The organism is Cytobacillus sp. EB106-05-05-XG126 (assembly GCF_058791715.1).
In genome coordinates this window covers 199031-221219 of the sequence record NZ_JBYTDU010000001.1, presented here as the reverse complement: position 1 = coordinate 221219, position 22189 = coordinate 199031, and the positions used below count along the sequence as shown (strand labels likewise).

The following is a 22189-nucleotide window of genomic DNA, read 5'->3' as shown; positions in this document are numbered from 1 at the left end:
TAATAAAATCCATATAGCATAGCTGCTGAAAATGCTTCGAAACAGACAAAATCTATCTAATTTTTCGCATGCACCGTTTTTATTCACCCCCAAAAAAGAATAGGCATGCAAATCCTCCCCGCTTATACCTACCCTTCTTCATTCCACTTAATCGCAAATGCAGTACCTTTTGCCGAACTTTCTTTTAAAAATAAATTTGCGTTCAGAGCATTAGCCAGCAGTTTGCTGAATGGAAGCCCCAAGCCAAGCCCTCTTACTTTCAGCTTCTTCTGTTCACCCCTGTAAAAACGCTCAAAAATATAAGGCTGCTCCTCTTCGGCTATTCCCGATCCATTATCATGTACCTCAATATATCTTTCACTTAAAATAACAGTAATGCTGCCATCTTCATCAATGGCATGATAAGCATTATTCAATAAATTAATCATAACCTGCTGCAGACGGTACGGGTCTGTTGATCTGCATATGGTTTCAGCGGGCACTTCCACACTATAGTGAAAATGGCCTTTCTGTGCTAAAGCCCATTGCCTCACAATATCATTCACGAGCTTATTCATATCACAGTTTTCAGGCCTAATTGAAAAGGCACCAGCCGAAAGTGAATTAAAATCGAGTAAATCCTCAATCATTTTCTGCAAACGGCTGACTTCTTTTAGGGAAATATCAAGAAACTCCTCTTTTTCTTCACCGCTTACAACATGATCACGCACTGCCTGAATTAGACCGCTTATAGATGTGACAGGTGTTTTTAAATCGTGTGTGACCCCAGCCAGCAATTCTGCCCTTAGTTTTTCAAGGTGCATTAGCCGCTCTGCCATTTCTTTAAACGAAATGATTAAATTATGAATCTCTTCCTCATTAGCCCTGGCTTTGAGGTCGATTTTATAGTCTCCTTCGCTGACTTTCGAGGCAGCTTGAGCTACTTCCTGAATGGGCCTCGAAATTTTCCTGGATAGAAAATAAATGACACTCCATCCGAGAAGACCCAATCCTGTGAGCATGATAAATAACAGGGAATATTCCTGATTTACGTTCGTCAAATCATCTGCGCTTTGGATCACAACGACCCATCCCACCTGGTTATTATCGAATGATATCTCCGACTTGACCGCATAAACCGCTTGCCCACCCTGTGTATTCAATTTTTGGACGTTCTTTTGATTTTCAAGCATATCTGCAGGCAGAGTTCCGAGATTGGGACCAGCCTGGTTATTTCTTTGCATACGTCCAGATTTTTTATATAATACCTGGCCATTTAAATCGCTTATGAAAACCTGGGGATCAAACTTAAATTCCAGCAGCTTCGCTCTTTCCTCCAGCATTCTGTTAAAAAATGGATCAAATTCAATGCTTCCGTCCTGCTGAACGACACGATCTGCTGTTTCAACAGCAACATACTGCAGCAAATTCAGCCGGTTTTCAAGTGTTGTCTGCCTGATCCACCACATAGATCCCGCTGCCAGTATGATAAGGCCGATGACAAGTGTAAAAAGATAGCGGGTTGTCCAATAGCGGAGCAGGGATGTTCTTTTGTTATTTTTCATAAACATGGAATTGGTACCCCATTCCTCTGAGAGTCCTGATTTCACCTTCAGTTTCGGGCCAGTCCGTTAATGCCTGCCGTACCCTCTTTACGGCCAGATCGACAGCACGGTCGCTTCCGTCATAATCCATCCCCCAGACATGTTCAATCAACTGATCCCTGGTGAAAGTTCTGTTAGGCCTTTCAGCCAAAAACAAAATCAAAGATAAATCTCGCGGAGTCAAACTTACTTCCTTGCCATTCAGGAAAATGGTATGAGCATCAAAATTTATCGTTAAGCTTCCATATTGTTTTATATGTTCATCCGTGTACACATTTGCTGATCGCCTTAATACGGCATTCACACGTGCGATAACCTCATCCCCGATAAAAGGCTTTGAAATATAGTCATCTGCACCTGTATTCAAGCCCTTCAATTTGTAATCAATATCCCCCAGCGCTGTAAGCATGATGACAGGACATGCGCTTTTTTCACGAATTTTTTCAAGAACACTCCATCCATCCATGCCAGGCATCATAATATCCAGGATCACAAGGTGAGGGGAGTGACTGAAAAATTGCTCAAGGGCATTGGTGCCGTCAAATGCTGTTAAAACTTCAAATCCTTCTCGCTGCAAATAGGCGCTTAAAACCTTAGAAATAGCTAATTCATCTTCTGCTATAAGGATTTTTTTCATTTTTACCTTCCTCCAATAAATTAACTATACAGAAAAATCCCCGGATTTGTACACGGGGATTTTTTAAAACTTATTACATAGAGCCTGAATCTGAACTTATATCAGCTGGATCTTCTTTAGATGCCCGCTGTTCCATGCTGCTATCTTTTCCATGCCCATGACTGCCTTTCATTTCCTTTTTGCCAAATCCTTTGATCCCCATAAAAGTTTCTCCGAGAACGTCCTGTAATTCAGCATTGTCCTTCTCTTCTATTTCTGCTAGAAGATCTGCTGTTGATTTATCCTTTGTGGAAATACCTAAGTCCTTAGCGAGATTAGCCACTTTTTTCTCCCTAACCTCTTGAGCAATTTGCTGAATGAATTTCCCATCTATTGATATGCCCAGTTCCTTCGCCTCTTTTTTGACCTTCACGGAAAAGACCTCTTGTGCAGCTTCCCTGATATCTTTGCCTTCTATGGAGATTCCAAGCTTTTCTGCCTCTTTTTTTACAGATGCTGTGAATATCTCTTGTTTTAGAGTCTGCATATCTTTGCCATCAGCAGAAATTCCAAGTTCTTTTGCCTGCTTGTTCAAAGAAGCTGTCTGAATCTCCTTCTTTAAGGTCTCCAAATCTTTGTTTTCAGTCGTCACTCCCAGTTCATTGGCCTCCTCTTTCAGTTTTGCTGTACCGATTTCTTCATGGAGAGCTTCTGCATTTTTTCCTTCTGTCTTGATGCCCAATTCTGCAGCTTCCTTTTTCAGCTTAGCAAGCATTACTTCCTCCATAAGGTCTTCAGCGTCTTTTCCATCCGTTTTTATCCCAAGCTCCTTCGCTTCTTTCAGAATTTCAGCTTCCCGGATTTCCCCAATTAAAGTTTCGGCATCTTTTCCTTCTGTTTGAATGCCGAGCTCTCCAGCCCTTTGAAGGATAGATTCAGAGTCATTGGTACCCCCCCTGCCATGATGGCCAAACCCCCTGCTTTTAAATTTCCAGCTTAACTCGCCTTTTTCTGCATAAGCTTCTGTATCTGCTGCAAAAGATGTTGTTGCATATCCCCCTGCAAGTAATAAACCTGCAAGGCTAAAACCAATGATTGTTTTTTTCATTACTATACCTCCTGATCATTTTGAAGGCCAAGCATCCTTAACCTCGACTTTACTATAACGGTGCAATATGTCAGGAATATGTCAAAAAAAAAGTCAACAAAAAAAACCGCCCATGCCGCAATAAGCGGATAGACGGCTTTAGCCTGCTTCCCTGATTTCTTCGATGATAAATTTTCTCTTCTGGATATAAACGAGCCTGATTGAAAGACAAACACCTGCAGCAAGAAGCCCAAACGTAAGGCCAAGCCAGTAACCAGTTGCGCCAAGGTCTGTATAGTGTGCAAGAACATAACCAGCAGGCAGACAGATCAGCCAATAAGAAACCAGTGTGATAACAAAAGATATATTCACATCTTTATATCCTCTTAAAGCCGCTTGTGCAGTAGCCTGGATGGCATCGGAAATCTGGAAAAACAGCGCATAAATCAGGAAATGGGCAGTCAGGGCAATAACCGCTTGATCAGTAGAGTAAAAGCCTGCAACCTCATAGCGGAAAAATACAACCAGGAGGCCTGTGAACAGCGCAATTAAAATAGACAGATAGATGCCCAGCCAGCTGTATGATTTTGCATCCTTATACCTGCCAGCCCCCACTTCAAATCCGACTAACACCGTTTGTGCCATGGAAATGCTGATTGGGATCATATACAGGAAGGAAACTATGTTTAATGCAGACTGATAGGCAGCAATAGTTGTTACATTAAACTTACTGATTAAGATGGTCACCGCGGCAAACATACTCGTTTCAAAAAAGATGGACAGTCCCATTGGTACGCCTATCTTTAAGATTTCTTTGCATTTATTCCACGAAAATTCCTTAAGGCCGCTGAAAATGGCATAGCTTGAAAAAGGATCCTTCATTTTGATTATAAGTGCAGTCATAACAAGGATGAACCAATAAGTAAAAGAAGTTGCATACCCTCCTCCTGCACCCCCCAATTCAGGAAATCCCCAATAGCCAAAAATCAGGACATAATTCAGGAAGAAATTGATGGGAAGTGAACAAAATAAAATCACCATCACAACTCTTGTTTTGCCGAGTGCATATATGAAAGATCTTAAAACATTAAAGATGAACAAAGGGATGATTCCAAAGCTGAGGCCTACAAGATAGCCACGGGCTGTTGCTTCCACATCATCAGGCAGATTCATGTTATTAAGCAGAGGGTCAAGCAAAACTGAACCCAATAGAATGACTGCAAAGGCAATGATAAAGCCCAATAAGATTCCATTTTTTACAATAGATGAAACTTCTTTGTTCTTTTTTTCTCCAATCGCTTGAGCCGCAATTGGGGATACAGCCATTAATATTCCGCTAAGCCCGGTAAAGACAGGATTCCAAATGGAGGAGCCAATCGCTACGCCAGCAAGATCGGAAGCATTATATCTCCCTGACATTATTGTATTAAAAAAGACCATCGCAAACATGCCAAACTGCGTGATTAATATAGGAATTAACATGATTGTTATTTGCCTGATCTTCTCCTGTAGAGTAAACGTCTGATACATCCTTGAGACTCCTTCACAAAATAGTAAACACAAACCTTATTATATTATATCTTTTATAAGAAAGACCTCATTTTCGTTCAAAAGAAAAAAGAGCTGCGGAAGCTCTTTTTCCAGAAAATCATTCATCTTCTTCAACTAGATATTTAAGTTTTTGCAGCTTATTGTTCCAGAATTGTTCATAAAAGGACAGCCATTGCTTCAATTCAGTCAGCGGCTGAGGCTGGAGATGGTAAATTCTTTCTCTCCCCGCCTTTTCCCCTTTTACTAATTGGGCTTCCGAGAGAATATGGAGATGTTTTGATATGGCGGTACGGCTTATAGGGAAATGCGCGCTTATCTCTGAGATCGGGCGTTCTTTTTCAGCCAGCAGCCTTAAAACCTCTCTTCTCGTAGGGTCGGCAATTGCCTGAAACACATCATGTTTCCTGGCAGAAGCACCCATTATTCCTTAACAGCCTTGCCAAGCTTCGCGAGAATACCAGTCCATCCCTGAGACATTCTTTCACGGATTACTGCACTCTCTTGTCCAGCTTTCTCAACCAATTCATCAGGCTGTTTCCATCCGCCATGTATAAGCGTAAATTCAGTTTTGCCGCCCAAATCTTTTAAAATGAAAGATACAAACCATCCATCCGTATCCCATCTAAAAGATAGCCGGTTTGGCTCATCCAATTCTGTCACCTTACAAGGAGACGGGCCAAATGGGGACTGAATATGAAATTCATAGCCAAGTTCAGCCTTAAAATCATTTGGCATAAACCACGCTTCGATTCCTTCTGATGTAGAAACTTTCTCCCAGACTTTTTCGATAGGCGCATTAAGTATTACGGTTTGTTTAATATCCTGAATTGTTTCCATTTAATTGAACTCCTTTGCAATTGAAATAAAACCTTTTGGTTTCATTTTAAATGATATAAAACCTTTTGGTTTCACGTCAACTGATATTTGCAAAAAAATAAACGCCTAACTATGCAGGTTGATCCATATAATCTATAGAATACTTATTATATCTTAAGGAGGGATTTTAATGCAGGGAGCCATTCACACTCAAAAGCTATCTGATCTGGAAACTGCGATACATACATATGTGCGTCCTGACACCTTTCCGCTTGCCATTAGGGTTATGAAAAAGGAAGATTCTATGCCTGACAGGGTCAAGCGGCCGGCAAGAGACTTTAACAAAACTTTCAGCATCTGCCAGGGGGTAACAATGTCAAGAAGATATGGCTGGTCGATTGCCATGGGCAAAGAAGACTTGTCATGCCCAATTGCCAAGATTGCTTTCGGGTTTGAAGAGGAACTCGATTATTACTCAGAGGGAAACTTAACAGATGGGATGTACACCAAAACCTGTGATCTTGGGGCCTTAACCGAAGCGGCCGTACCCAAGTTTACAAAAGAGGAAGCCGGTACAGTGCTGATGTCTCCTCTGGGGAGAGCATCATTTGAACCTGATGTAATCACAGTATATGGAAATTCAGCACAAGTCATGAGAATGGTGGCGGGCGCACTTTATCACACGGGCGGCGAAATTACTTCCACTTTTACAGCCCGGGCAGATTGCGCCGATATAGTTATAAAGACCATTCAAACCGGTAAGCCGCAGGTAATCCTCCCATGCTATGGAGACCGGGTTTTCGGCCAGACGCATGATCACGAAATGGCCTTCACCATTCCTTTTTCCATGGCAGATGAATTTGCAGATGGATTAAAGCAAACCCACAAAGGGGGAGTGCGTTACCCTGTTCCAGCCTATCTTCAATATGAGGCAAAATATCCTGACACATATGAGAAGCTGAACGAGATGTTCGACAGCATGCCCTGATTAAAGCTGGCGTCTCCAATCGAGGTGCCGGCTTGTTTCGTTTTGGGAAAAGGGTAAAATAGAATAAACAGCTATTAAGAAATGAGTGAAATAATTGAGCAGCTTATTCCCTTCGCTATATGATCTGGCCATGCAGCCTCTTGAGAAAAGAAAATTCCAGAGAATCAGAAGCGAGATCCTTACCATGGCTTGTGGCCGTGTTCTCGAGATTGGAGCCGGTACAGGCATTAACTTCCCCTTATATAAAAAGGCTGACCGGGTTGATGCCATTGAACCGAATCCAGCGATGATTGAAAATTCACTTTCCCGGAAAAATGTGGCTTCAGTTCCTATTCTCATTCACCAGCAGTCTGCTGAAGAACTTGAATTTGCGGACAATACATTTGATTCGGCAGTTGCCACTCTGGTGTTCTGCACAATCCCAAATCCTGAACAAGCACTCACAGAGATTAAACGAGTCTGCAAGCCACAGGCAAAAATACTATTCTTTGAACATGTGAAAATGGAGCAGCCCGCTCTCGCATTTGCCCAGGAAGCCCTCAACCCTCTATGGAAAAGGATATGCGACGGCTGCCACCTGAACCGAGACACACTTAAGGCTATAAGGGATTCAGGAATGAAGATAACGAAGGTGACTCCCTATTATAAAGGATTGTTTCTAGTGGTGGAGTGTGAGAATCCGGATGTCGGCCGTTAATTTTCATTAGCGGCGCCACTGGTGATTATATTGAGGATTTTTGCCTGATATTTTTGGCAGTCGCTGAATGACTCCGTATGATTATCTGCCATTTTCTCTTCACCATCTCTTTTTCGGCGTTAATCCATATGATTAACTACCATTTTTCGCTTCCTGATCTCTTTTTCGGCATTAATCCAGCTGATTAACTTCCATTTTCCTCTTCCTCGCCCTATTTTCGGCGTTAATCCTCCTGATTAGCTACCATTTTCCTTTCCCTCACCTCTTTTTCGGCGTTAATCCTCCTGATTAGCTACCATTTCCCTCTCCCTCACCTCTTTTTCGGCGTTAATCCATATGATTAACCACCATTTTTCGCTTCCTCATCTCTTTTTCGGCATTAATCCAGCTGATTAACTTCCATTTTCCTCTTCCTCGCCCTTTTTTCGGCGTTAATCCTCCTGATTAGCTACCATTTCCCTCTCCCTCACTCCTTTTTCGGCGTTAATCCTCCTGATTAGCTACCATTTCCCTCTCCTTCACTCCTTTTCGGCGTTAATCAAAGTTAACTATTTCAAATCCTCATAAAAAAAGAAGGCCGATTCAATCAGCCCCCTTAGACTACACCCTCTTTAATTCGTAGTTGCGCTTATCCACCAGCTTCTTTTCATCTTTTTTAATAGATCCTGACGCTGTTAATTCAAGAATCGGCTTAACCCTGATCACATTCTGGATTTTTGAGGCAAGCTCAGAATTTAATCCTTCTTCCGATTCTATGAAAATCTTAATCTGGTCCTGCCCCTGCTCATTTGTTACCACAGCCTGGAATACCGGAAACCCTGCTTCATTTAATACCCGCGCCAGCTGTTTTTCTCTTACAAACATTCCTTTTACCTTTATCCCATCACTGACACGCCCCAGCACTCCTGCAATCCTTTTCCCCTCATTCCCTTTAACCCAGCGGGAAAGATCGCCTGTGCCAAAGCGGATAAGCGGGTAGCTTTTATCAAATAAAGTGACAACCACTTCTCCTTCTCCATCTGTAACTTCCGATCCAGTCTGCGGGTCACAGATTTGAACAATGGCAGAATCTGTGATTCTCAGTCCAGGGCCCTGCTTGTCTTCAAAAGCAATGCACCCGCAATCGGCAGTTCCATAGCCTTCATATACCGAAATCCCATTATCTTCACACCTTTTCCGCATTTGTTCAGTCAGCATTTCAGCAGTGAAGAATACTTTGTTAACCGCTATTTCGTTACCAATCTTCCATCCTTTCTCTTCAATGGAATCGAGCAAAAGGTTAAAGAAGCTCGGAGTTCCCACGTAGCCGGTTACCCTGACATCCTTCATAATCTGAATCTGCAGCTCCCGATTCCCGGTTCCGGCAGGGATAACAGTTGCTCCTAATTCACGAAGTGCGGAGTCAAACATAAAGCCTGCCGGTGAGAGATGATAGGAAAATGTATTTTGTACGATATCCCCTTCCCCAAAGCCTGCCTTCTTGAGAGCTTCTGAGAAACGCCAGAAATCTTTCCCTGTCGTTTGCGGATCGTAAATCGGACCTGGCGACATAAAAATTCGTTCCATCTCATTTGGCTTTACAGCTGCAAAGCCTCCAAAAGGCTGGTCTGCAGATTGCAATTCCGGCAATCGATCTTTTTTAAGCACTGGGATTTTCTCCAGGTCTTTTAAAGTTTGTATGTCACCTGGAGAAATACAGGCATCATCAAGGCGCTTTTTAAATCCGCTTGCATTTTTATATGCATGGTAAATTACTTTCTTCAGCTTTTCCACTATAGCCACCTCTTTCTTCTTTTATAAGATTTAATATCTTTATAGCTTTTCCGGCCCTTATCTCCCATTCCAAGATAAAATTCACGCACATCCTGATTGGAAAGGAGCCGGTCCACCGTTCCATCCATCACAATCCGGCCGTTTTCCATGATGTATCCATAATCGGCAATCGATAAGGCAACATTGGCATTTTGCTCCACTACCAGTATCGTGGTTCCCTCTTCTTCATTGATTTTCTTTATAATGCCGAAGATTTCTTTGACTAAAAGCGGCGCCAGCCCTAATGAAGGTTCATCGAGAAGCAGCACCTTTGGCTTTGCCATGATTCCTCTTCCAATGGCAAGCATCTGCTGCTCTCCGCCTGACAGATATCCGGCCTGTCTGTGCTTCAGCATTTCAAGCTTCGGAAAGTAATGATAGACTTTTTGGATATCGCCTTTAATATTCTTCCGGTCTTTCCTGGTATGTGCACCTGCGATCAGGTTATCTTCAACAGAAAGATGCTTGAACACGCGTCTTCCTTCCATGCACTGAAAAATGCCTTTCTTTACGATGGTTTCAGCATCGCTTACATCAATGCGCTCGCCATAAAGCTCGATAAAGCCATCCGTCACTTCACCGTTTTCGCTTTTCAGCAGGCCGGAAATCGCCTTAAGAGTGGTCGTTTTCCCGGCGCCATTGCTGCCGAGCAAAGCGACAATTTTCCCTTTTGGCACCACCATTGACATCCCTTTTAATACAAGGATGACCTTGTCGTACATCACTTCGACATTGTTTATTGTCAGCATGCATCTTTCCTCCCCGCTATTTCCCTTTTTTTTCGTTCCCAGGTCATGTCCTGAATCATTCGTGGTCTTCTCTGTTTATTTCCACAAACAAAAATTTGTTTGCAAATTCAAGCGCTTGTTTGCAATTTTCGGGTTTATTTGCCAAATTTCGAGTTTATTTGCTAATTCATAAGTACCAAGACTTTAAAAGTGAACAGGAGGCGGGTATAAAACCTCGCCCCCCATTTTGTTAGTAGCCGATATAATCAGTGAACACTTCGAACTGGCCGTTCTTCACTTCTGCCAATCGAACTTGGTTTGTACCGGCATGATTGTCAGGTGAAAAAGTAACCGGAGCGGCTAAACCGCCGAGGTCAAGATTTGAAATCTTCTCCAGGCCGGCTCGGATGCCTTCGCCTGAAGTCGGGTCTTCAGCAAGCTTCATGCCTTCAACCATGATTTTGGCTGACACCCATCCCTGGATAAACTTCTGGTTCTTGTCTTCCAGCTTTTCACCCTTGCTTTCTACGAACTTCTTGATTTCTTCCATTCCAGGCAGATCTTCATATGGGAAGGCATGTGTGACGACTCCGATAAATCCTTCAGCCGCATCACCTGCAATAGGAAGCAAGCCTTCTCCGGTAGCCCAGTTTAATCCGATGAATTGTGTATCCAAACCAAGCTTTTTAGCATCTTTTAGTATAGTTGCTGTTGCACCCCAAGTTTGGTTAATAATTGCATAATCAGGGTTTTTCTTTTCCATGTTCAGCAATTGGGATGTTGCATCAAGTGTTTTCAGATCAACAATTTGTTCATCTACAATTTCAATGCCATTTTCCTTGGCAAATTTTTTGGCATCTTCAATTGGCGATTTTCCAAAGGCCGTATCATTGTAAATTAATGCTACAGTCGGTGTGCCGCCAGTGTGATTGTCTTTTATCCATTTCAGTACGGATCTTGCCTGGTCGGAGTAAGAAGCCGCAGCCAGGAAGTTATATGGGCTTTCGTCAATATTTTTCAGGTTCTCTGAGTATGAAGCAGAGATGAATGGAAGCTTGTCGGCTGCCACCTGCTGGCGAAGGGCTTCAGTGTCCCCTGTTCCCCATCCCAAAATGGCTGATACTTTATCTTTTGATTTTAATTTCTGATAAAGCTTTTGGGCTTCCGGGATTTTATAAGCATAGTCATCACCAATTAATTCGAGCTTATAGCCGTTAATCTCCTCGCCTGCAATGGATTCAAAAAATGCTTTTTCACCCTCTGCATATGGTGTTCCAACATCACCGGTACCTCCCGTAAGGTCAAAGATACCGCCAATTTTAACAGTGCCGCCTTTCTTGTCACCTGATGTTTCCTCGCTGCCTCCAGAACAGCCTGCCAGCATTCCAGCCATTAATGTTGCTGCCAATAAACCCTTCCAAACCTTCTTCATAATGTTCCCCCTCATTTTTCCTCTTTTTTATTGGCTCTTTTCGTATTAATTTGTTTTTCGCTTATCAATGTTGTCCGTTGATTTCCGCTCCAGGATGCTCGCTTTCCACGGGGCGGGCGGTGAGCCTCCTCGACGCTATGCGTCTGCGGGGTCTCACCTGTCCCGCTACTCCCGTAGGAGTCTCGCACCTTCCGCTACAATCAACTCAGTAAACATAATACAAATAGCAACAAACTTTGCGAAAACAGCCTTTCTATAAAATTTTGAAAGATTTACTTTCAAAATTTTCAGATATTATTACCCGGGAATTAATAGGAAAATGGCCAGAGCTTAAAATAGTCTTTGATGTTTTTCCATATTTTCGCGAGACCCTGCGGTTCATAGATCAGGAATAAGATAATCACAAGGCCGAATACTACCTCTTTCATCCCGATTAAGACAGCTGATAAGTCTGGGAATACCCCGCTCATCATTTCAACCCCTGATCTTAGTACAACTGGAAGCAACGTAATAAATACAGCTCCGTAAATAGACCCGAATACGCTTCCCAGACCACCGACCAGTATGATTGCTAAGTATTCGATCGACACTGTAATGCTATAAAGCTCAGGACTGACAACCATTGTATAATGGCCCAGTAAAGCACCGGCAATGCCAACAAAGAAGGAACTTACAATAAATGCCAATACTTTATATTTAAACAAATCGATCCCCATAACCTCTGCTGCCACATCACGGTCACGGACTGCTATGAATGCCCTGCCGACCCGCGACCTGAAAAGGTTCAGGGTAAAGAGGGCCGTAATAACCAGCACAGCAAACATAAGGTAGTAATAGCTCCGTTCACTGTAAAAGACAAAACTGCCAAGTTCAGGCCTGGATAGGACCATTCCGGCTGTTCCGCCAGTCAGCGCATCCCAGCGGGAAATAACAAATAAAATGATTACCTGTGCTGCAAGGGTGGCAATCGCCAAGTATAAACCTTTAAGCCTTAAGGATGGAAGCCCGAATAGTCCACCGACAATCGCCGTTACTATACCGGCTGTCGGCATGGCAATCCAGAAGCTCAATCCAAGCTTTGCGGTCAGAATAGCCGATGTATACCCGCCTACCCCGAGAAACGCGCCTACCCCTATGGAAATCTGTCCAGTAAAGCCAGTCAGGATGTTCAGACCGATCGCACCAATAGCGGCAATTCCGCAAAGTGTAGCCAGTCCAATGATATAATCGGATGCAAACATTGGGAAGACTGCAAATACAGCCAGAAGAATGAACACGCGCATCCTTACTCTGGTGATCTTCCAGATCGCCATATCTTTTTTATAATTCACATGGAACTCTCCACAATCCATTACAAAAGGATTTCTCATCGGTTACACCCTCTCGATTTCTTTTTTTCCGAACAAGCCATATGGCTTGAACATCAGGATAAATACGAGGATGACAAACGGCATAACCTCTTTCAGACCCCCGCCAACCAAAGGATCCAGATACCCGCCGGTCAGGCTCTCAAGAATACCGATGATCAGCCCGCCGATGATGGCACCGGGAATACTGTCGAGTCCTCCAAGAATGGCAACCGGAAGCACCTTTAAGCCGATCGCTGAAAGGGATGCATTTACACCGTTAATGTTTCCAAGAAGGATTCCCCCAACGGCTGAAACAATGGCTGCAATCGCCCAGGCAACTGCGAAAATCATTTTTACGCTGATTCCCATTGACATTGCCGCCTGCTGATCATCTGCGGTTGCTCTCATCGCAATTCCGAGCTTGGAATATTTGAAAAAGAGGGTGAAAATGACAAGCATCACCACAACGATTAACAGTGACCATAAATAGACCGGCGCAATGACGATCTCACCAAGGTTAACAGGCTGCTCAGAGAAAATCTTAGGAAATACACGTGTTTCATGGCCCCAAATAATATGAACAATCCCGGCAAGAACGCTCGATAATCCGATCGTCGCCATAATCATGGATATGACGGGCTCTCCAATAAACGGCCTTAGAACGATCCGTTCAATGACAAATCCTAAAACAGCACTGAACATTAGTGCAATTAACAGTGCTGCTATAAATGGAATGTTATAGGCTGTGATAAGCGTTAAACAGACATATGTTCCAATTAAAAGGAACTCACCCTGTGCAAAGTTGATAGCATCACTGGATTTATAAATAAGCACAAAACCCAGTGCGACAAGTGCATAAACGCTTCCTACCACGATGCCTGTTACAAGCATTTGCAAGAAAAATGTCATTAAGCTGCCCCCTCTCCTTCATCCATAAAAATCACCTGAAGCGTTGTCTGGATGGTTTGTTCCATGCCATCACGATACTTGATGGTGCCATTGACACGTATTTTTTTGTCTTCTGTATAAAGTCCATCAATTAAGGCCTGATATTTTTTAGCAACAAACTGCCTGCGGACCTTCTTAGTTCTTGTAAGCTCTTCATCATCTGCATCCAGTTCTTTATAAAGCAGAACAAATTTTTTCACCCGGGCCTTTTCAGGCAGAGTCTGATTGATTTCCTGCACCTGTTTTTCAATCAGCTCCAGCACTTGCGGCTTGGAAGATAAATCGGTATAAGTGGTATAGCTAATTTGATTTTTCTCTGCCCAGCGCCCTACATTTTTCATATCGATATTAATCATGGCAACCACATATGGACGGTCCTTCCCGATAGCTACCGCTTCCTGTATGAATGAACTGAACTTCAGCTTGTTTTCAATAAATTGCGGAGAGAACATTTCCCCTGTATCAAGGCGAATAACATCCTTAATCCGGTCAATGATATACAAATGTCCTCCCTCATCCAGCCTCCCTGCATCCCCAGTATGAAGCCACCCATCCTGAATGGTTTCCGTTGTGCTTTTCTCATTTTTGTAATACCCCTTGCAGACACTGGAGCTTTTGATGAGAATTTCCCCTTCTTCAGAAATTTTCACTTCTGTACCCGGTATAGGAATGCCTACACTATCAAGCTTAATATCTCCATCCCTGTGCACAATGGATATGCCGGCTACCTCTGTCTGCCCGTAAATGCTTTTTACATTAACGCCTATGCTATGAAAAAATTCAAATACATCAGGTCCCAGAGGGGCACCGCCCGTATAGGCACGCTTGATCTTCAAGAGTCCAAAGTGATCGCGGATGGCACTGAACATCAGATAATCAGCCATTTTATAAAGAGCCTTCGTACCCGTGCTGACCGGTTTATTTTCAAAATGAGCCTTTGCTACCTTCTCGCCGATCGGCTTGCACCAGTTATAAATCTTTCGTTTCAGCCAGCCGCTGTCCTGAATTCTGACCTGAAAACGCGATACCATATCTTCATAGATTCTGGGCGGCGAAAACATAACCTGTGGTCCAATTTCACGCAAGTCTTCCAAAACGGTTGCCGGCTCTTCCGGGAAATTTATCGTCATCCCATTGTATAAGCCCATGGCAAGGCTCATCATCTGTTCCCCTATCCAGGCAAGCGGAAGGAATGAAACATATTCGTCCTTATCTGTCAGCGGATCAATGTCTGACAGATTTTTAGCCATATCGATCAGATTTCGGTAAGTAAGCATTGTTCCTTTTGGATTGCCTGTCGTTCCTGAAGTATAGGATAAAATCGCCACGTCATCTGCAGACCCCTGATCAACTTCCTCTGAAAATAAGCCAGGGTGCCCTGAGTGAAAACTTCGGCCCATTTCCAGAACTTCGTTAAATTCCAGCAGAAAATCCTCCCGGTAACCCCTCATGCCGCGTGAATCATAATAAATAATTGTTCTGACTTTAGGTATGGATTCTTTAATTTCAAGCAGTTTATCCACTTGCTCCTGGTCCTCCGCAACGATTATGGTTGCGTCACAATTATCGATAATATAACTTAGTTCAGCAGACAGGGATTCCTGATAAATTCCTACTGAAATGCCGCCTAAACTTTGCGCAGCAAGCTCACTGATTACCCATTCGGGCCTGTTATCGCCAATAATAGCAAGCTTATCTTCTCTTTTCAGACCCAAAGATGCCAAACCCAGGCTGAAATTCTTTACTTTATCCAGGAACGCTTCATAAGTGATTTCATTCCAAATTCCAAATTCCTTTTCTCTTAAAGCAACTTGTGTCCCATTCCTGTAAGCCCTTTCAATAAGCAGTTGCGGAAACGTCTTGCTCATAGAATCGCTCCCCCTTCCTAAAAATATGAAAATCACTTTAGCCGGTATATCTTTTATACGGCATTCTCTTCTCCAAGATAGGCCTCTATGACTTTAGGATTATTTTGAATCTCTTCCGGTGTCCCATAGCCAATCAGCTTCCCGAAATCAAGAACTGCAATGTGATCGGATAAGTCCATTACAACCCCCATATCGTGTTCAATTAATATAATGGTTGTGTTCATTTCTTCGTGAATATCAATAATGTATCTGGCCATGTCCTCTTTTTCCTCACTGTTCATGCCTGCCATCGGCTCATCAAGAAGGAGAATTTCAGGTTCCAGTGCCAGAGCCCTGCCGGTTTCGACCCTTTTCTGCAGTCCATATGAAAGAGTTCCCACGGGGGTATTACGGATATCCTCGATTTCAAGAAAGTCGATCACCTGCTCAACTTTTTTCCGATGTTCAATTTCCTCTCTCTGCGCCTTCCCCCAATAGAGCCCTCCTGCAAGCAGTCCGGTTTTCATTCTCACATGCCTGCCAAGCATCAGATTGTCCAAAACAGACAAATGCGGGAAAAGCTCGATATTCTGGAATGCACGGGCAAAGCCCATACTGGCTCTTTTGTGAGGTTTATAACGAGTTATATCTTCACCCTTAAAATAAATCGATCCAGATGATGGTTTGTACAGCCCGCTTATGCAATTCAGCATACTAGTTTTACCTGCACCATTTGGACCAATCAGCGAAAAAATCTCCCCCTCCTGCACTTCATAGGAGACATGGTCTAGAGCTGTTACACCTCCAAACCTTAAAGTTGCATCCTTAATCTCCAAAATCCCCAATCTTCCAACCCCCTTTATTTCGATTGGCAAAATATTATTTATAAAATTATGAATAGTTTAAATATTCTTTACATGTTTCTTTTCTCCTTTTAATATTTAAATTATTTTTCTCTCCTAAGCTATTTTTCATTTTTATGTAAATGGAAATATTGATATGACAAATTCCTTATGTGTAAGTATTTTTCACTATGAAGATGGTGATATATTAGTTGGTTCCAGTTTATAAATAAAAGCCGGACATAAATGTGCCCAGCTTTAAAGCCAATTCTATTAATCTTCAAATTTTATAACGATACGTCCATTTATTTTCCCTTTTTCAAGATCATCAAAGATTCTATTAATTTCTTCAAGGGATGCCGTTTCCACTATTGTTTTTACTTTGCCGTCTGCTGCAAATTGAAGAGCTTCCTGCAAATCCTTTCTTGTTCCAACAATAGAACCGACAATGCTGACACCGTTTAGAACTGTATCAAAGATCGGTACTTCCATAACTTCCGGCGGCAATCCCACTGCTACGCACTTTCCTCCGCGTTTGACAGCACGATAAGCTTCACTGAAAGCGTGTTTAGACACTGCCGTACATATGGATGCTTGCACCCCGCCAATTTCACGCTGTATGAAGACAGCAGAATCCTCGACTTTCGGAGTAACAGTTAAATCTGCACCTAAATCTTTTGCCAGCTCCAGCTTTTCGTTAAATGTATCGACGGCCACTACCTTCAGTCCCATTGCTTTTGCATATTGGACTGCCACATGTCCAAGACCTCCAATACCATAAATAGCGACCCACTCTCCAGGCTTTGCTTCCCCTACCTTCAGTGCTTTATATGTCGTTACACCAGCACAAAAAATTGGCGCTGCCTCAACGTAGCCAAGAGAATCCGGAACCTTCACCACATAACGGGCATCAGCAAGACAATATTCTGCGTATCCGCCATTAATGGAATATCCCGCATTCAGCTGATTATGGCAAAGTGTTTCACGGCCGGTTAAGCAGTATTCACAATGTCCGCAGGCTGAATATAACCACGGCACTCCGACTCGGTCACCAGCCTTCAAATGTGTAATGCCTTCTCCCACTTCTACAACTTCGCCTACCCCTTCATGACCCGGGATAAGAGGAAGTGCCGGTTTAACAGGCCAGTCACCATGTGCAGCATGTAAATCAGTATGGCATACACCACAGGCTTTTATTTTTACTAATACATCATTTTTTCCAACGGATGGTACTCTGACATTTTCAATTTCCAGGCTTTCCTTAAATTTATGCACAACTGCTGCTTTCATCATGTTTTCACTGCTGCATTGTTCACACATGTCCGTCACCTCAATTGTTATTTAGGAATATCAATTACATCGTCATTGTCTAACAAAACATGTTGGCCGGCAATTAACTTGTGAATAATTTCACAAATGTGACGATAATTTTTTACAGCTTTGCAAACAAACCAATTTATGACTTGCTATTTGCTATTAACGATATCTTTATTAGTCATGAGGTACTATTATAAAAGTAATGAAGCATATGGAGGATTTTTGAATGCTTGGAAATCAAAAAAAATACAGTAGAAAAAGAACGGCCATTGTGATCGGAGGGAGCATTGCCGGCATGCTGGCGGCGAGAGTTCTTTCAGACTCCTTCGAAAAGGTCATGATAATCGAAAAAGATGGAGAGCAGCTGAAGGGCAGCCCGCGAAAAGGGGTACCACAAGCCGCCCAGGGTCATGTTCTTCTGAAGAGCGGAGAGAAAATACTTGAGGACCTTTTCCCGGGTCTGAGAGCTGTAATGATTAAAGGCGGTTCGGTGCCTGCCGATTTTGCCAACGACATAGCCTGGCACCACCATGGAAGCTGGAAAATCAGATATAACGCAGGCTGCTCTATTATTCAGCAAAGCCGTCCATTTCTTGAATATCACCTTCGCAAAAGAATAGAGCAGATTGAAAATATACATACTTTATATAATACAACGGCCAAAAGTTTTATCTTAAACGATTCCAGAATTACGGGTATTGAAGCGGAAACGGCAGAAGGTACTGCTATTTACCCTGCAAATTTAACAGTTGATGCATCCGGTGCCAGCAGCCTTGCATTTCAATGTCTGAAAAAGATCGGGGTGGACCAGCCAAAGAAGACAGAGCTGGCTATCAACTTATTCTATGCAAACCGTATTTACAGAAGAATCCAGTTGAATCCTGAATGGAAAAGTTTATTGGTTTACCCGAACCCCCCGCTTCAATCCTTTGGAGGAGCCATTTCTCCAACCGAGAACAATGAATGGATGGTTACCCTCTTTGGATATGGAGCCAATAACCCGCCGGAGGATCACCATGAATTTCTCGAGGCAGCGAAAAACCTGGAAAAGCAGCATATTTTTGAGTGCATAAAAAATGGAGAACCTGCTTCAGGTATAAAGGTATACCGCTTTCCCTCCATGAGGCGATTTCATTTTGAAAAATTGAAGACTTTTCCTAAAGGACTGCTTGTGATGGGTGATGCTTTTTGTCGGATGGATCCGGTATTTGCGCAGGGAATGAGCATTGCTGCAAAGGAAGCAAAGGCATTGCAGGATATCCTTATTAGTGCAGGTGAAGCGGATGCGGATCCATATAATTTCCATAGAAAAATCAGCAAAATAGTGGATATCCCCTGGTTAATTGCTTTAACTGAGGATTTCAGATTCTCCCAAACAGCGGGAGCTAAACCTTGGGGACTGCCACTTCTTCAATGGTATGTCAAAAAAGTGGTCAATGCCTGTTCCTTTGATCCCTATACATATGACTGCTTTATGAAAGTGCTCCATCTGCAGGCACATCCGGCAGTATTGTTCACTCCGCGAGCAGTAAGGAATATATTTCGCAGACGAAAGAAATAAATCAAATTCCCTCTATGAATGTGGATTACTTTGCAGGTATATGTTACTCTTAATCTTTAGAATAGGAAGTGATGATATTGATAAAAATTGAAATACCAGAGCCTAATCTCGTCATTACAAGAAGCAGGCAAACGGGACAGGCAGCAGAAAGTGACCTTAGCAGTGTCTATGGTTTCACAGATTACCATAAGATACCAAGAGACAAGGGCGGCATGATTCTGTTTTTTGATGCGAAAGAAGATCTGCTCTTTGTAGGAAAGGCCCGCAAATTAAGACAGCGGGTTAAAAAGCATTTTGAAGACAATGTTTCTCCTATAAAAAATCATCGTGATGATGTCCATAAAATTGCGGTCATTTACGTGGAAGACAGCATGGAGCGCGAGATTTATGAGACTTATATCATCAACGCCCTTCAGGCAAAATATAATATCGACAAAGTATTTTACAAATAAAAAAAGGCCATCGGGCCTTTTTTTTAATTAATCAATTTCTTTTTTGTTTTTGCCTTTTATGAATCGGTATGTCAGATACGCAATGTAAAGCGGTATTGCAATATAAATCAAATCGGGAAACGGCCCATATGAACCCTTATAAATGACGTAAAGGACACTTCCCAGAAAAACGGTAACAATCGTTCCGTATTTCGGAAGGGGAACTTCTTTAAAGCTGGGAATCCGGATCCTGCTTACCATAAGAAAGCAGAGTGCGGTGAATACAACCGTTGTAATGATATTGGGTATATGCTCACCAAAAAGGGTCAGTATGGCCATGATCCCGCCTGCTGCTGTTATCGGAACTCCAATAAAATAGTTCAAAGAGGATTTTGGCGGACTGATATTGAATCGGGCAAGCCGATATGCACCAAATAAAGGAAAAAGGCCAGAAACAGCTAATCCAAGAATTCCAAATTGAAAAAAGTATGTATAAAAGACCAAAAATGAAGGGGCTACACCAAATGTAACAATATCTGCCAGTGAATCAAGTTCTTTTCCCAGTGTACTATCCGCTTTCAGCATTCTGGCCAGCCTGCCGTCCATGCTGTCAAGCATCATGCCAATTAAAATTAATATGGCTGCATTTTTAAATTCTCCATTGGCAGCCATGCCGATTGAAAGAAAACCGCAATATAAATTACCCAAAGTGACCATATTGGGGATTGTTTTAATAAAACGCACTAGTGACCATCACACTCCAAAAATTGTAAAGATTATTTTAATATATATTCCCTTTCATTATACCATTTAATCTCAGCTGCATCCTTCCCTTTCGAAAATTCCAAGGCAAAAATCCATTGTGTTAGGTACTTGTCCTATACCAATTTTAAAACTTATCATTAAATATAGTAGGAGGTGATTCATTTGTTATCTTTTTATTCCCAGGACCACTACTGCTCGGGTAAAGAAGAATATTCAAAAGCTCCAGGTAAGATTTATGTCACCAATGACTTCATTCCCCAATTTTTTGTCCAAAACACATCCATTCCATCCACAGTCAATCTAAACAGCGCTAAAGGGAAATCCCATTTTCACTTTGACCCGGTGAACAATACGATTACAGTTAAGGAGAGAGGCTTTTATTTTCTTCAGTTCAGCGCACAAGTATTTGCTGCTGCAGGACAGGCGAATCTGCCGTTAAAATTTGAGCTTCAGCGGAATGGCGGAACTCTCATCAACTCCCAAACCTCTTTTAATAACAATAATTTTGACGTTGACTATGCAACATCCACTTTATTGCTCGAGGAGCTGGAGAAGGGAGATAAGATCCGTCTTGTATTATCCGGCCCTTCGCCTTTCCCTCAAGGAAGAGTGACTCGCCTGGATTTCGCCAGTGTCACCATTTTTGAGGCATAATAAATGAAGAATCCCTAATCATCCTCATGATTGGGGACTCTTTAATCATACGGTCATATTTTAATATTTCTCTTTGCAATATTGCTTAGAAATTCCTCATTATGTTCTCCTAATTTTGGAGGACCTCCCATTGCTGATTCTATTCCGCCATGCATTTTTACCAAAGGGTAATTTTGGGCAGTATTTAAAATTCCATTAAATAGCGGAAAGTTTTGCAATTCGCCGGCCTCCAATACAGGAGTCAGACAGCAATCTGCTCTTTGGCCAAATTCAGTCCACTCTTTTAATGTCCTGCTTTTAAAGAATTCGGTTATCTCCATAAAGACAGGATTATCAGCAGAGGCAGTGGAAAGATGATAGTCAATCCAATCCTCTCTTCCTGCACTCTTACAGAAGTTTATCCAGAACTTCGGCTCCAGAGCGGCAAGTGCAGCAAACCGGCTATCCTTTGTTTCGTAAATAGAATAGGCAACGACTTCACCGTTCAATACCGAAAGTCCTTTAGGATATCCTGTCTTATTCTCAATCAGCAAATGGTTCCCCATGGTGGAAGCCATCACATCCGCAATGGAAATGCAGTGATGCCCGCCTTGGCCGGATATTTTGCTGGAAAGCAGGGCAGCCAGTATCCTTTCACTGGCTGCCACTCCTCCCATGAAGTCCGCTATTGTGTTGGACGGGTGAACAGGACGGCCGCTTCGGTCCTTCAGCTGGGCAAGGACCCCGCTTACGGCCATATAATTTAAATCATGGCTTCCTAAATGTTGATAGTCTTCATTCTCACCGTAGCCTGTAAGAGAGCAATAAACGATATTCGGTTTATGCTTTTTCACAGTCTCATAATCCAGGCCCAGCTTTTTCATTACCCCAGGCCGAAAACTTTCAAGCACCGCATCACTTTCTGAAATCAGCATAAGGGCAGCATTTCTTCCTTCTTCGCTCTTCAGGTTAAGTGTAATGCTTTTTTTGCCGCGGTTATTGGCGGCAAACACTGCACCTGTACCCTCTATTTTGATATCGAGATGCCTTCCGGGGTCACCGGATTCCGGTTCCACTTTTATCACTTCTGCACCAAGCTCTGCAAGCCTCTGGGATGCAAACGGACCAGGGAGATAGTTGGAAAAATCAATCACTCTTATGCCTTTTAACATCTTTCATTCCCTTC

Annotated in this window: 21 protein-coding genes; 5 read left to right on the top strand and 16 right to left on the bottom strand. The window is 42.7% G+C overall.

The genetic code is table 11. From position 1 onward, the window contains the following. Positions 1 to 128 precede the first annotated feature (128 nt). From AC3WTL_RS01105 to AC3WTL_RS01080, 6 genes are all read right to left on the bottom strand, one after another. On the bottom strand, positions 129 to 1550 hold the full coding sequence (locus AC3WTL_RS01105; protein ID WP_492368798.1) for a sensor histidine kinase: 1422 nt from the start codon (positions 1548 to 1550) through the stop codon (positions 129 to 131). Continuing rightward, positions 1534 to 2220, bottom strand: coding sequence for a response regulator transcription factor (locus tag AC3WTL_RS01100; protein WP_248348071.1), 687 nt, complete (start codon positions 2218 to 2220; stop codon positions 1534 to 1536). The genes AC3WTL_RS01105 and AC3WTL_RS01100 overlap by 17 nt, the downstream gene beginning before the upstream one ends. Positions 2221 to 2293: 73 nt before the next feature. Further along, on the bottom strand, positions 2294 to 3307 hold the full coding sequence (locus AC3WTL_RS01095) for a hypothetical protein (protein WP_252219027.1): 1014 nt from the start codon (positions 3305 to 3307) through the stop codon (positions 2294 to 2296). A 138-nt stretch (positions 3308 to 3445) separates the two neighbouring features. Beyond that, positions 3446 to 4816, bottom strand: a complete 1371-nt coding sequence (locus AC3WTL_RS01090) for an MATE family efflux transporter (RefSeq protein ID WP_492368797.1) — start codon at positions 4814 to 4816, stop codon at positions 3446 to 3448. Positions 4817 to 4934: 118 nt separating this feature from the next. Continuing rightward, complete coding sequence (locus tag AC3WTL_RS01085; protein WP_048009924.1) at positions 4935 to 5258, bottom strand: ArsR/SmtB family transcription factor; 324 nt, start codon at positions 5256 to 5258, stop codon at positions 4935 to 4937. Further along, on the bottom strand, positions 5258 to 5674 hold the full coding sequence (locus AC3WTL_RS01080) for an SRPBCC family protein (protein WP_492368796.1): 417 nt from the start codon (positions 5672 to 5674) through the stop codon (positions 5258 to 5260). The genes AC3WTL_RS01085 and AC3WTL_RS01080 overlap by 1 nt, the downstream gene beginning before the upstream one ends. 169 nt (positions 5675 to 5843) lie before the next feature. Here AC3WTL_RS01080 and AC3WTL_RS01075 point away from each other — a divergent pair, with 169 nt between their 5' ends. Together AC3WTL_RS01075 and AC3WTL_RS01070 are read left to right on the top strand one after the other, a co-directional pair. Beyond that, entirely contained in the window at positions 5844 to 6641 is a 798-nt protein-coding gene (locus tag AC3WTL_RS01075) for a DUF169 domain-containing protein (protein WP_197216869.1), read from the top strand. Positions 6642 to 6735: 94 nt separating this feature from the next. Further along, positions 6736 to 7338 carry a class I SAM-dependent methyltransferase gene (locus AC3WTL_RS01070; protein ID WP_252219031.1) on the top strand — a complete coding sequence of 201 codons (603 nt, stop codon included), beginning with the start codon at positions 6736 to 6738 and terminating at the stop codon, positions 7336 to 7338. A gap of 600 nt (positions 7339 to 7938) precedes the next feature. On the opposite strand, the gene AC3WTL_RS01065 is transcribed toward AC3WTL_RS01070, so the two are convergent. The 8 genes from AC3WTL_RS01065 to adhP form a co-directional block, all read right to left on the bottom strand. Then, positions 7939 to 9111, bottom strand: coding sequence for a phenylacetate--CoA ligase family protein (locus AC3WTL_RS01065; protein WP_048011066.1), 1173 nt, complete (start codon positions 9109 to 9111; stop codon positions 7939 to 7941). Next, complete coding sequence (locus AC3WTL_RS01060; protein WP_035329545.1) at positions 9111 to 9899, bottom strand: ABC transporter ATP-binding protein; 789 nt, start codon at positions 9897 to 9899, stop codon at positions 9111 to 9113. The genes AC3WTL_RS01065 and AC3WTL_RS01060 overlap by 1 nt, the downstream gene beginning before the upstream one ends. Before the next feature lie 229 nt (positions 9900 to 10128). Beyond that, complete coding sequence (locus AC3WTL_RS01055) at positions 10129 to 11310, bottom strand: ABC transporter substrate-binding protein (RefSeq protein ID WP_492368795.1); 1182 nt, start codon at positions 11308 to 11310, stop codon at positions 10129 to 10131. A gap of 308 nt (positions 11311 to 11618) precedes the next feature. Further along, entirely contained in the window at positions 11619 to 12680 is a 1062-nt protein-coding gene (locus tag AC3WTL_RS01050; RefSeq protein WP_492368794.1) for a branched-chain amino acid ABC transporter permease, read from the bottom strand. A 3-nt stretch (positions 12681 to 12683) separates the two neighbouring features. After that, positions 12684 to 13568 (bottom strand): branched-chain amino acid ABC transporter permease, encoded by an 885-nt coding sequence (locus tag AC3WTL_RS01045; RefSeq protein ID WP_048011063.1) that lies wholly within the window; start codon positions 13566 to 13568, stop codon positions 12684 to 12686. Further along, positions 13568 to 15475, bottom strand: coding sequence for an AMP-binding protein (locus AC3WTL_RS01040; RefSeq protein ID WP_492368793.1), 1908 nt, complete (start codon positions 15473 to 15475; stop codon positions 13568 to 13570). Before AC3WTL_RS01040 ends, AC3WTL_RS01045 begins: the two co-directional genes overlap by 1 nt. Positions 15476 to 15528: 53 nt before the next feature. After that, on the bottom strand, positions 15529 to 16299 hold the full coding sequence (locus tag AC3WTL_RS01035) for an ABC transporter ATP-binding protein (RefSeq protein WP_492368792.1): 771 nt from the start codon (positions 16297 to 16299) through the stop codon (positions 15529 to 15531). Between the two features lie 270 nt (positions 16300 to 16569). Then, complete coding sequence (gene adhP, locus AC3WTL_RS01030) at positions 16570 to 17586, bottom strand: alcohol dehydrogenase AdhP (protein WP_248348197.1); 1017 nt, start codon at positions 17584 to 17586, stop codon at positions 16570 to 16572. A gap of 253 nt (positions 17587 to 17839) precedes the next feature. Between adhP and AC3WTL_RS01025 the strand changes: the two genes are divergently transcribed. After that, the gene (locus AC3WTL_RS01025) at positions 17840 to 19174 is read left to right on the top strand and encodes an FAD-dependent oxidoreductase (protein WP_492368791.1); all 1335 of its coding nucleotides are present in this window, start codon (positions 17840 to 17842) and stop codon (positions 19172 to 19174) included. A gap of 77 nt (positions 19175 to 19251) precedes the next feature. Then, complete coding sequence (locus AC3WTL_RS01020) at positions 19252 to 19626, top strand: nucleotide excision repair endonuclease (RefSeq protein WP_048011059.1); 375 nt, start codon at positions 19252 to 19254, stop codon at positions 19624 to 19626. 27 nt (positions 19627 to 19653) lie between these two features. Here the strand turns inward: AC3WTL_RS01020 and pssA are convergent, their stop codons facing one another. Next, the gene (gene pssA, locus AC3WTL_RS01015; protein WP_048011058.1) at positions 19654 to 20349 is read right to left on the bottom strand and encodes a CDP-diacylglycerol--serine O-phosphatidyltransferase; all 696 of its coding nucleotides are present in this window, start codon (positions 20347 to 20349) and stop codon (positions 19654 to 19656) included. Positions 20350 to 20532: 183 nt separating this feature from the next. On the opposite strand from pssA, the gene AC3WTL_RS01010 reads away from it, so the two are divergent. Next, a complete protein-coding gene (locus AC3WTL_RS01010; protein WP_492368790.1) occupies positions 20533 to 21024 on the top strand; it encodes a hypothetical protein in 492 nt (163 codons plus the stop codon). Between the two features lie 53 nt (positions 21025 to 21077). Here AC3WTL_RS01010 and AC3WTL_RS01005 read toward each other — a convergent pair whose 3' ends face one another. Continuing rightward, positions 21078 to 22175, bottom strand: coding sequence for a CaiB/BaiF CoA transferase family protein (locus tag AC3WTL_RS01005; protein ID WP_492368789.1), 1098 nt, complete (start codon positions 22173 to 22175; stop codon positions 21078 to 21080). Positions 22176 to 22189: the final 14 nt, after the last annotated feature.

What these genes read in the sequence shown, in the direction of transcription:
- AC3WTL_RS01105 (WP_492368798.1), bottom strand. Translation starts at nt 1,550, where the DNA reads ATGTTTATGAAAAATAACAAAAGAACATCCCTGCTCCGCTATTGGACA.
- AC3WTL_RS01100 (WP_248348071.1), bottom strand. Translation starts at nt 2,220, where the DNA reads ATGAAAAAAATCCTTATAGCAGAAGATGAATTAGCTATTTCTAAGGTT.
- AC3WTL_RS01095 (WP_252219027.1), bottom strand. Translation starts at nt 3,307, where the DNA reads ATGAAAAAAACAATCATTGGTTTTAGCCTTGCAGGTTTATTACTTGCA.
- AC3WTL_RS01090 (WP_492368797.1), bottom strand. Translation starts at nt 4,816, where the DNA reads ATGTATCAGACGTTTACTCTACAGGAGAAGATCAGGCAAATAACAATC.
- AC3WTL_RS01085 (WP_048009924.1), bottom strand. Translation starts at nt 5,258, where the DNA reads ATGGGTGCTTCTGCCAGGAAACATGATGTGTTTCAGGCAATTGCCGAC.
- AC3WTL_RS01080 (WP_492368796.1), bottom strand. Translation starts at nt 5,674, where the DNA reads ATGGAAACAATTCAGGATATTAAACAAACCGTAATACTTAATGCGCCT.
- AC3WTL_RS01075 (WP_197216869.1), top strand. Translation starts at nt 5,844, where the DNA reads ATGCAGGGAGCCATTCACACTCAAAAGCTATCTGATCTGGAAACTGCG.
- AC3WTL_RS01060 (WP_035329545.1), bottom strand. Translation starts at nt 9,899, where the DNA reads ATGCTGACAATAAACAATGTCGAAGTGATGTACGACAAGGTCATCCTT.
- AC3WTL_RS01055 (WP_492368795.1), bottom strand. Translation starts at nt 11,310, where the DNA reads ATGAAGAAGGTTTGGAAGGGTTTATTGGCAGCAACATTAATGGCTGGA.
- AC3WTL_RS01050 (WP_492368794.1), bottom strand. Translation starts at nt 12,680, where the DNA reads ATGAGAAATCCTTTTGTAATGGATTGTGGAGAGTTCCATGTGAATTAT.
- AC3WTL_RS01045 (WP_048011063.1), bottom strand. Translation starts at nt 13,568, where the DNA reads ATGACATTTTTCTTGCAAATGCTTGTAACAGGCATCGTGGTAGGAAGC.
- AC3WTL_RS01040 (WP_492368793.1), bottom strand. Translation starts at nt 15,475, where the DNA reads ATGAGCAAGACGTTTCCGCAACTGCTTATTGAAAGGGCTTACAGGAAT.
- adhP (WP_248348197.1), bottom strand. Translation starts at nt 17,586, where the DNA reads ATGAAAGCAGCAGTTGTGCATAAATTTAAGGAAAGCCTGGAAATTGAA.
- AC3WTL_RS01025 (WP_492368791.1), top strand. Translation starts at nt 17,840, where the DNA reads ATGCTTGGAAATCAAAAAAAATACAGTAGAAAAAGAACGGCCATTGTG.
- AC3WTL_RS01005 (WP_492368789.1), bottom strand. Translation starts at nt 22,175, where the DNA reads ATGTTAAAAGGCATAAGAGTGATTGATTTTTCCAACTATCTCCCTGGT.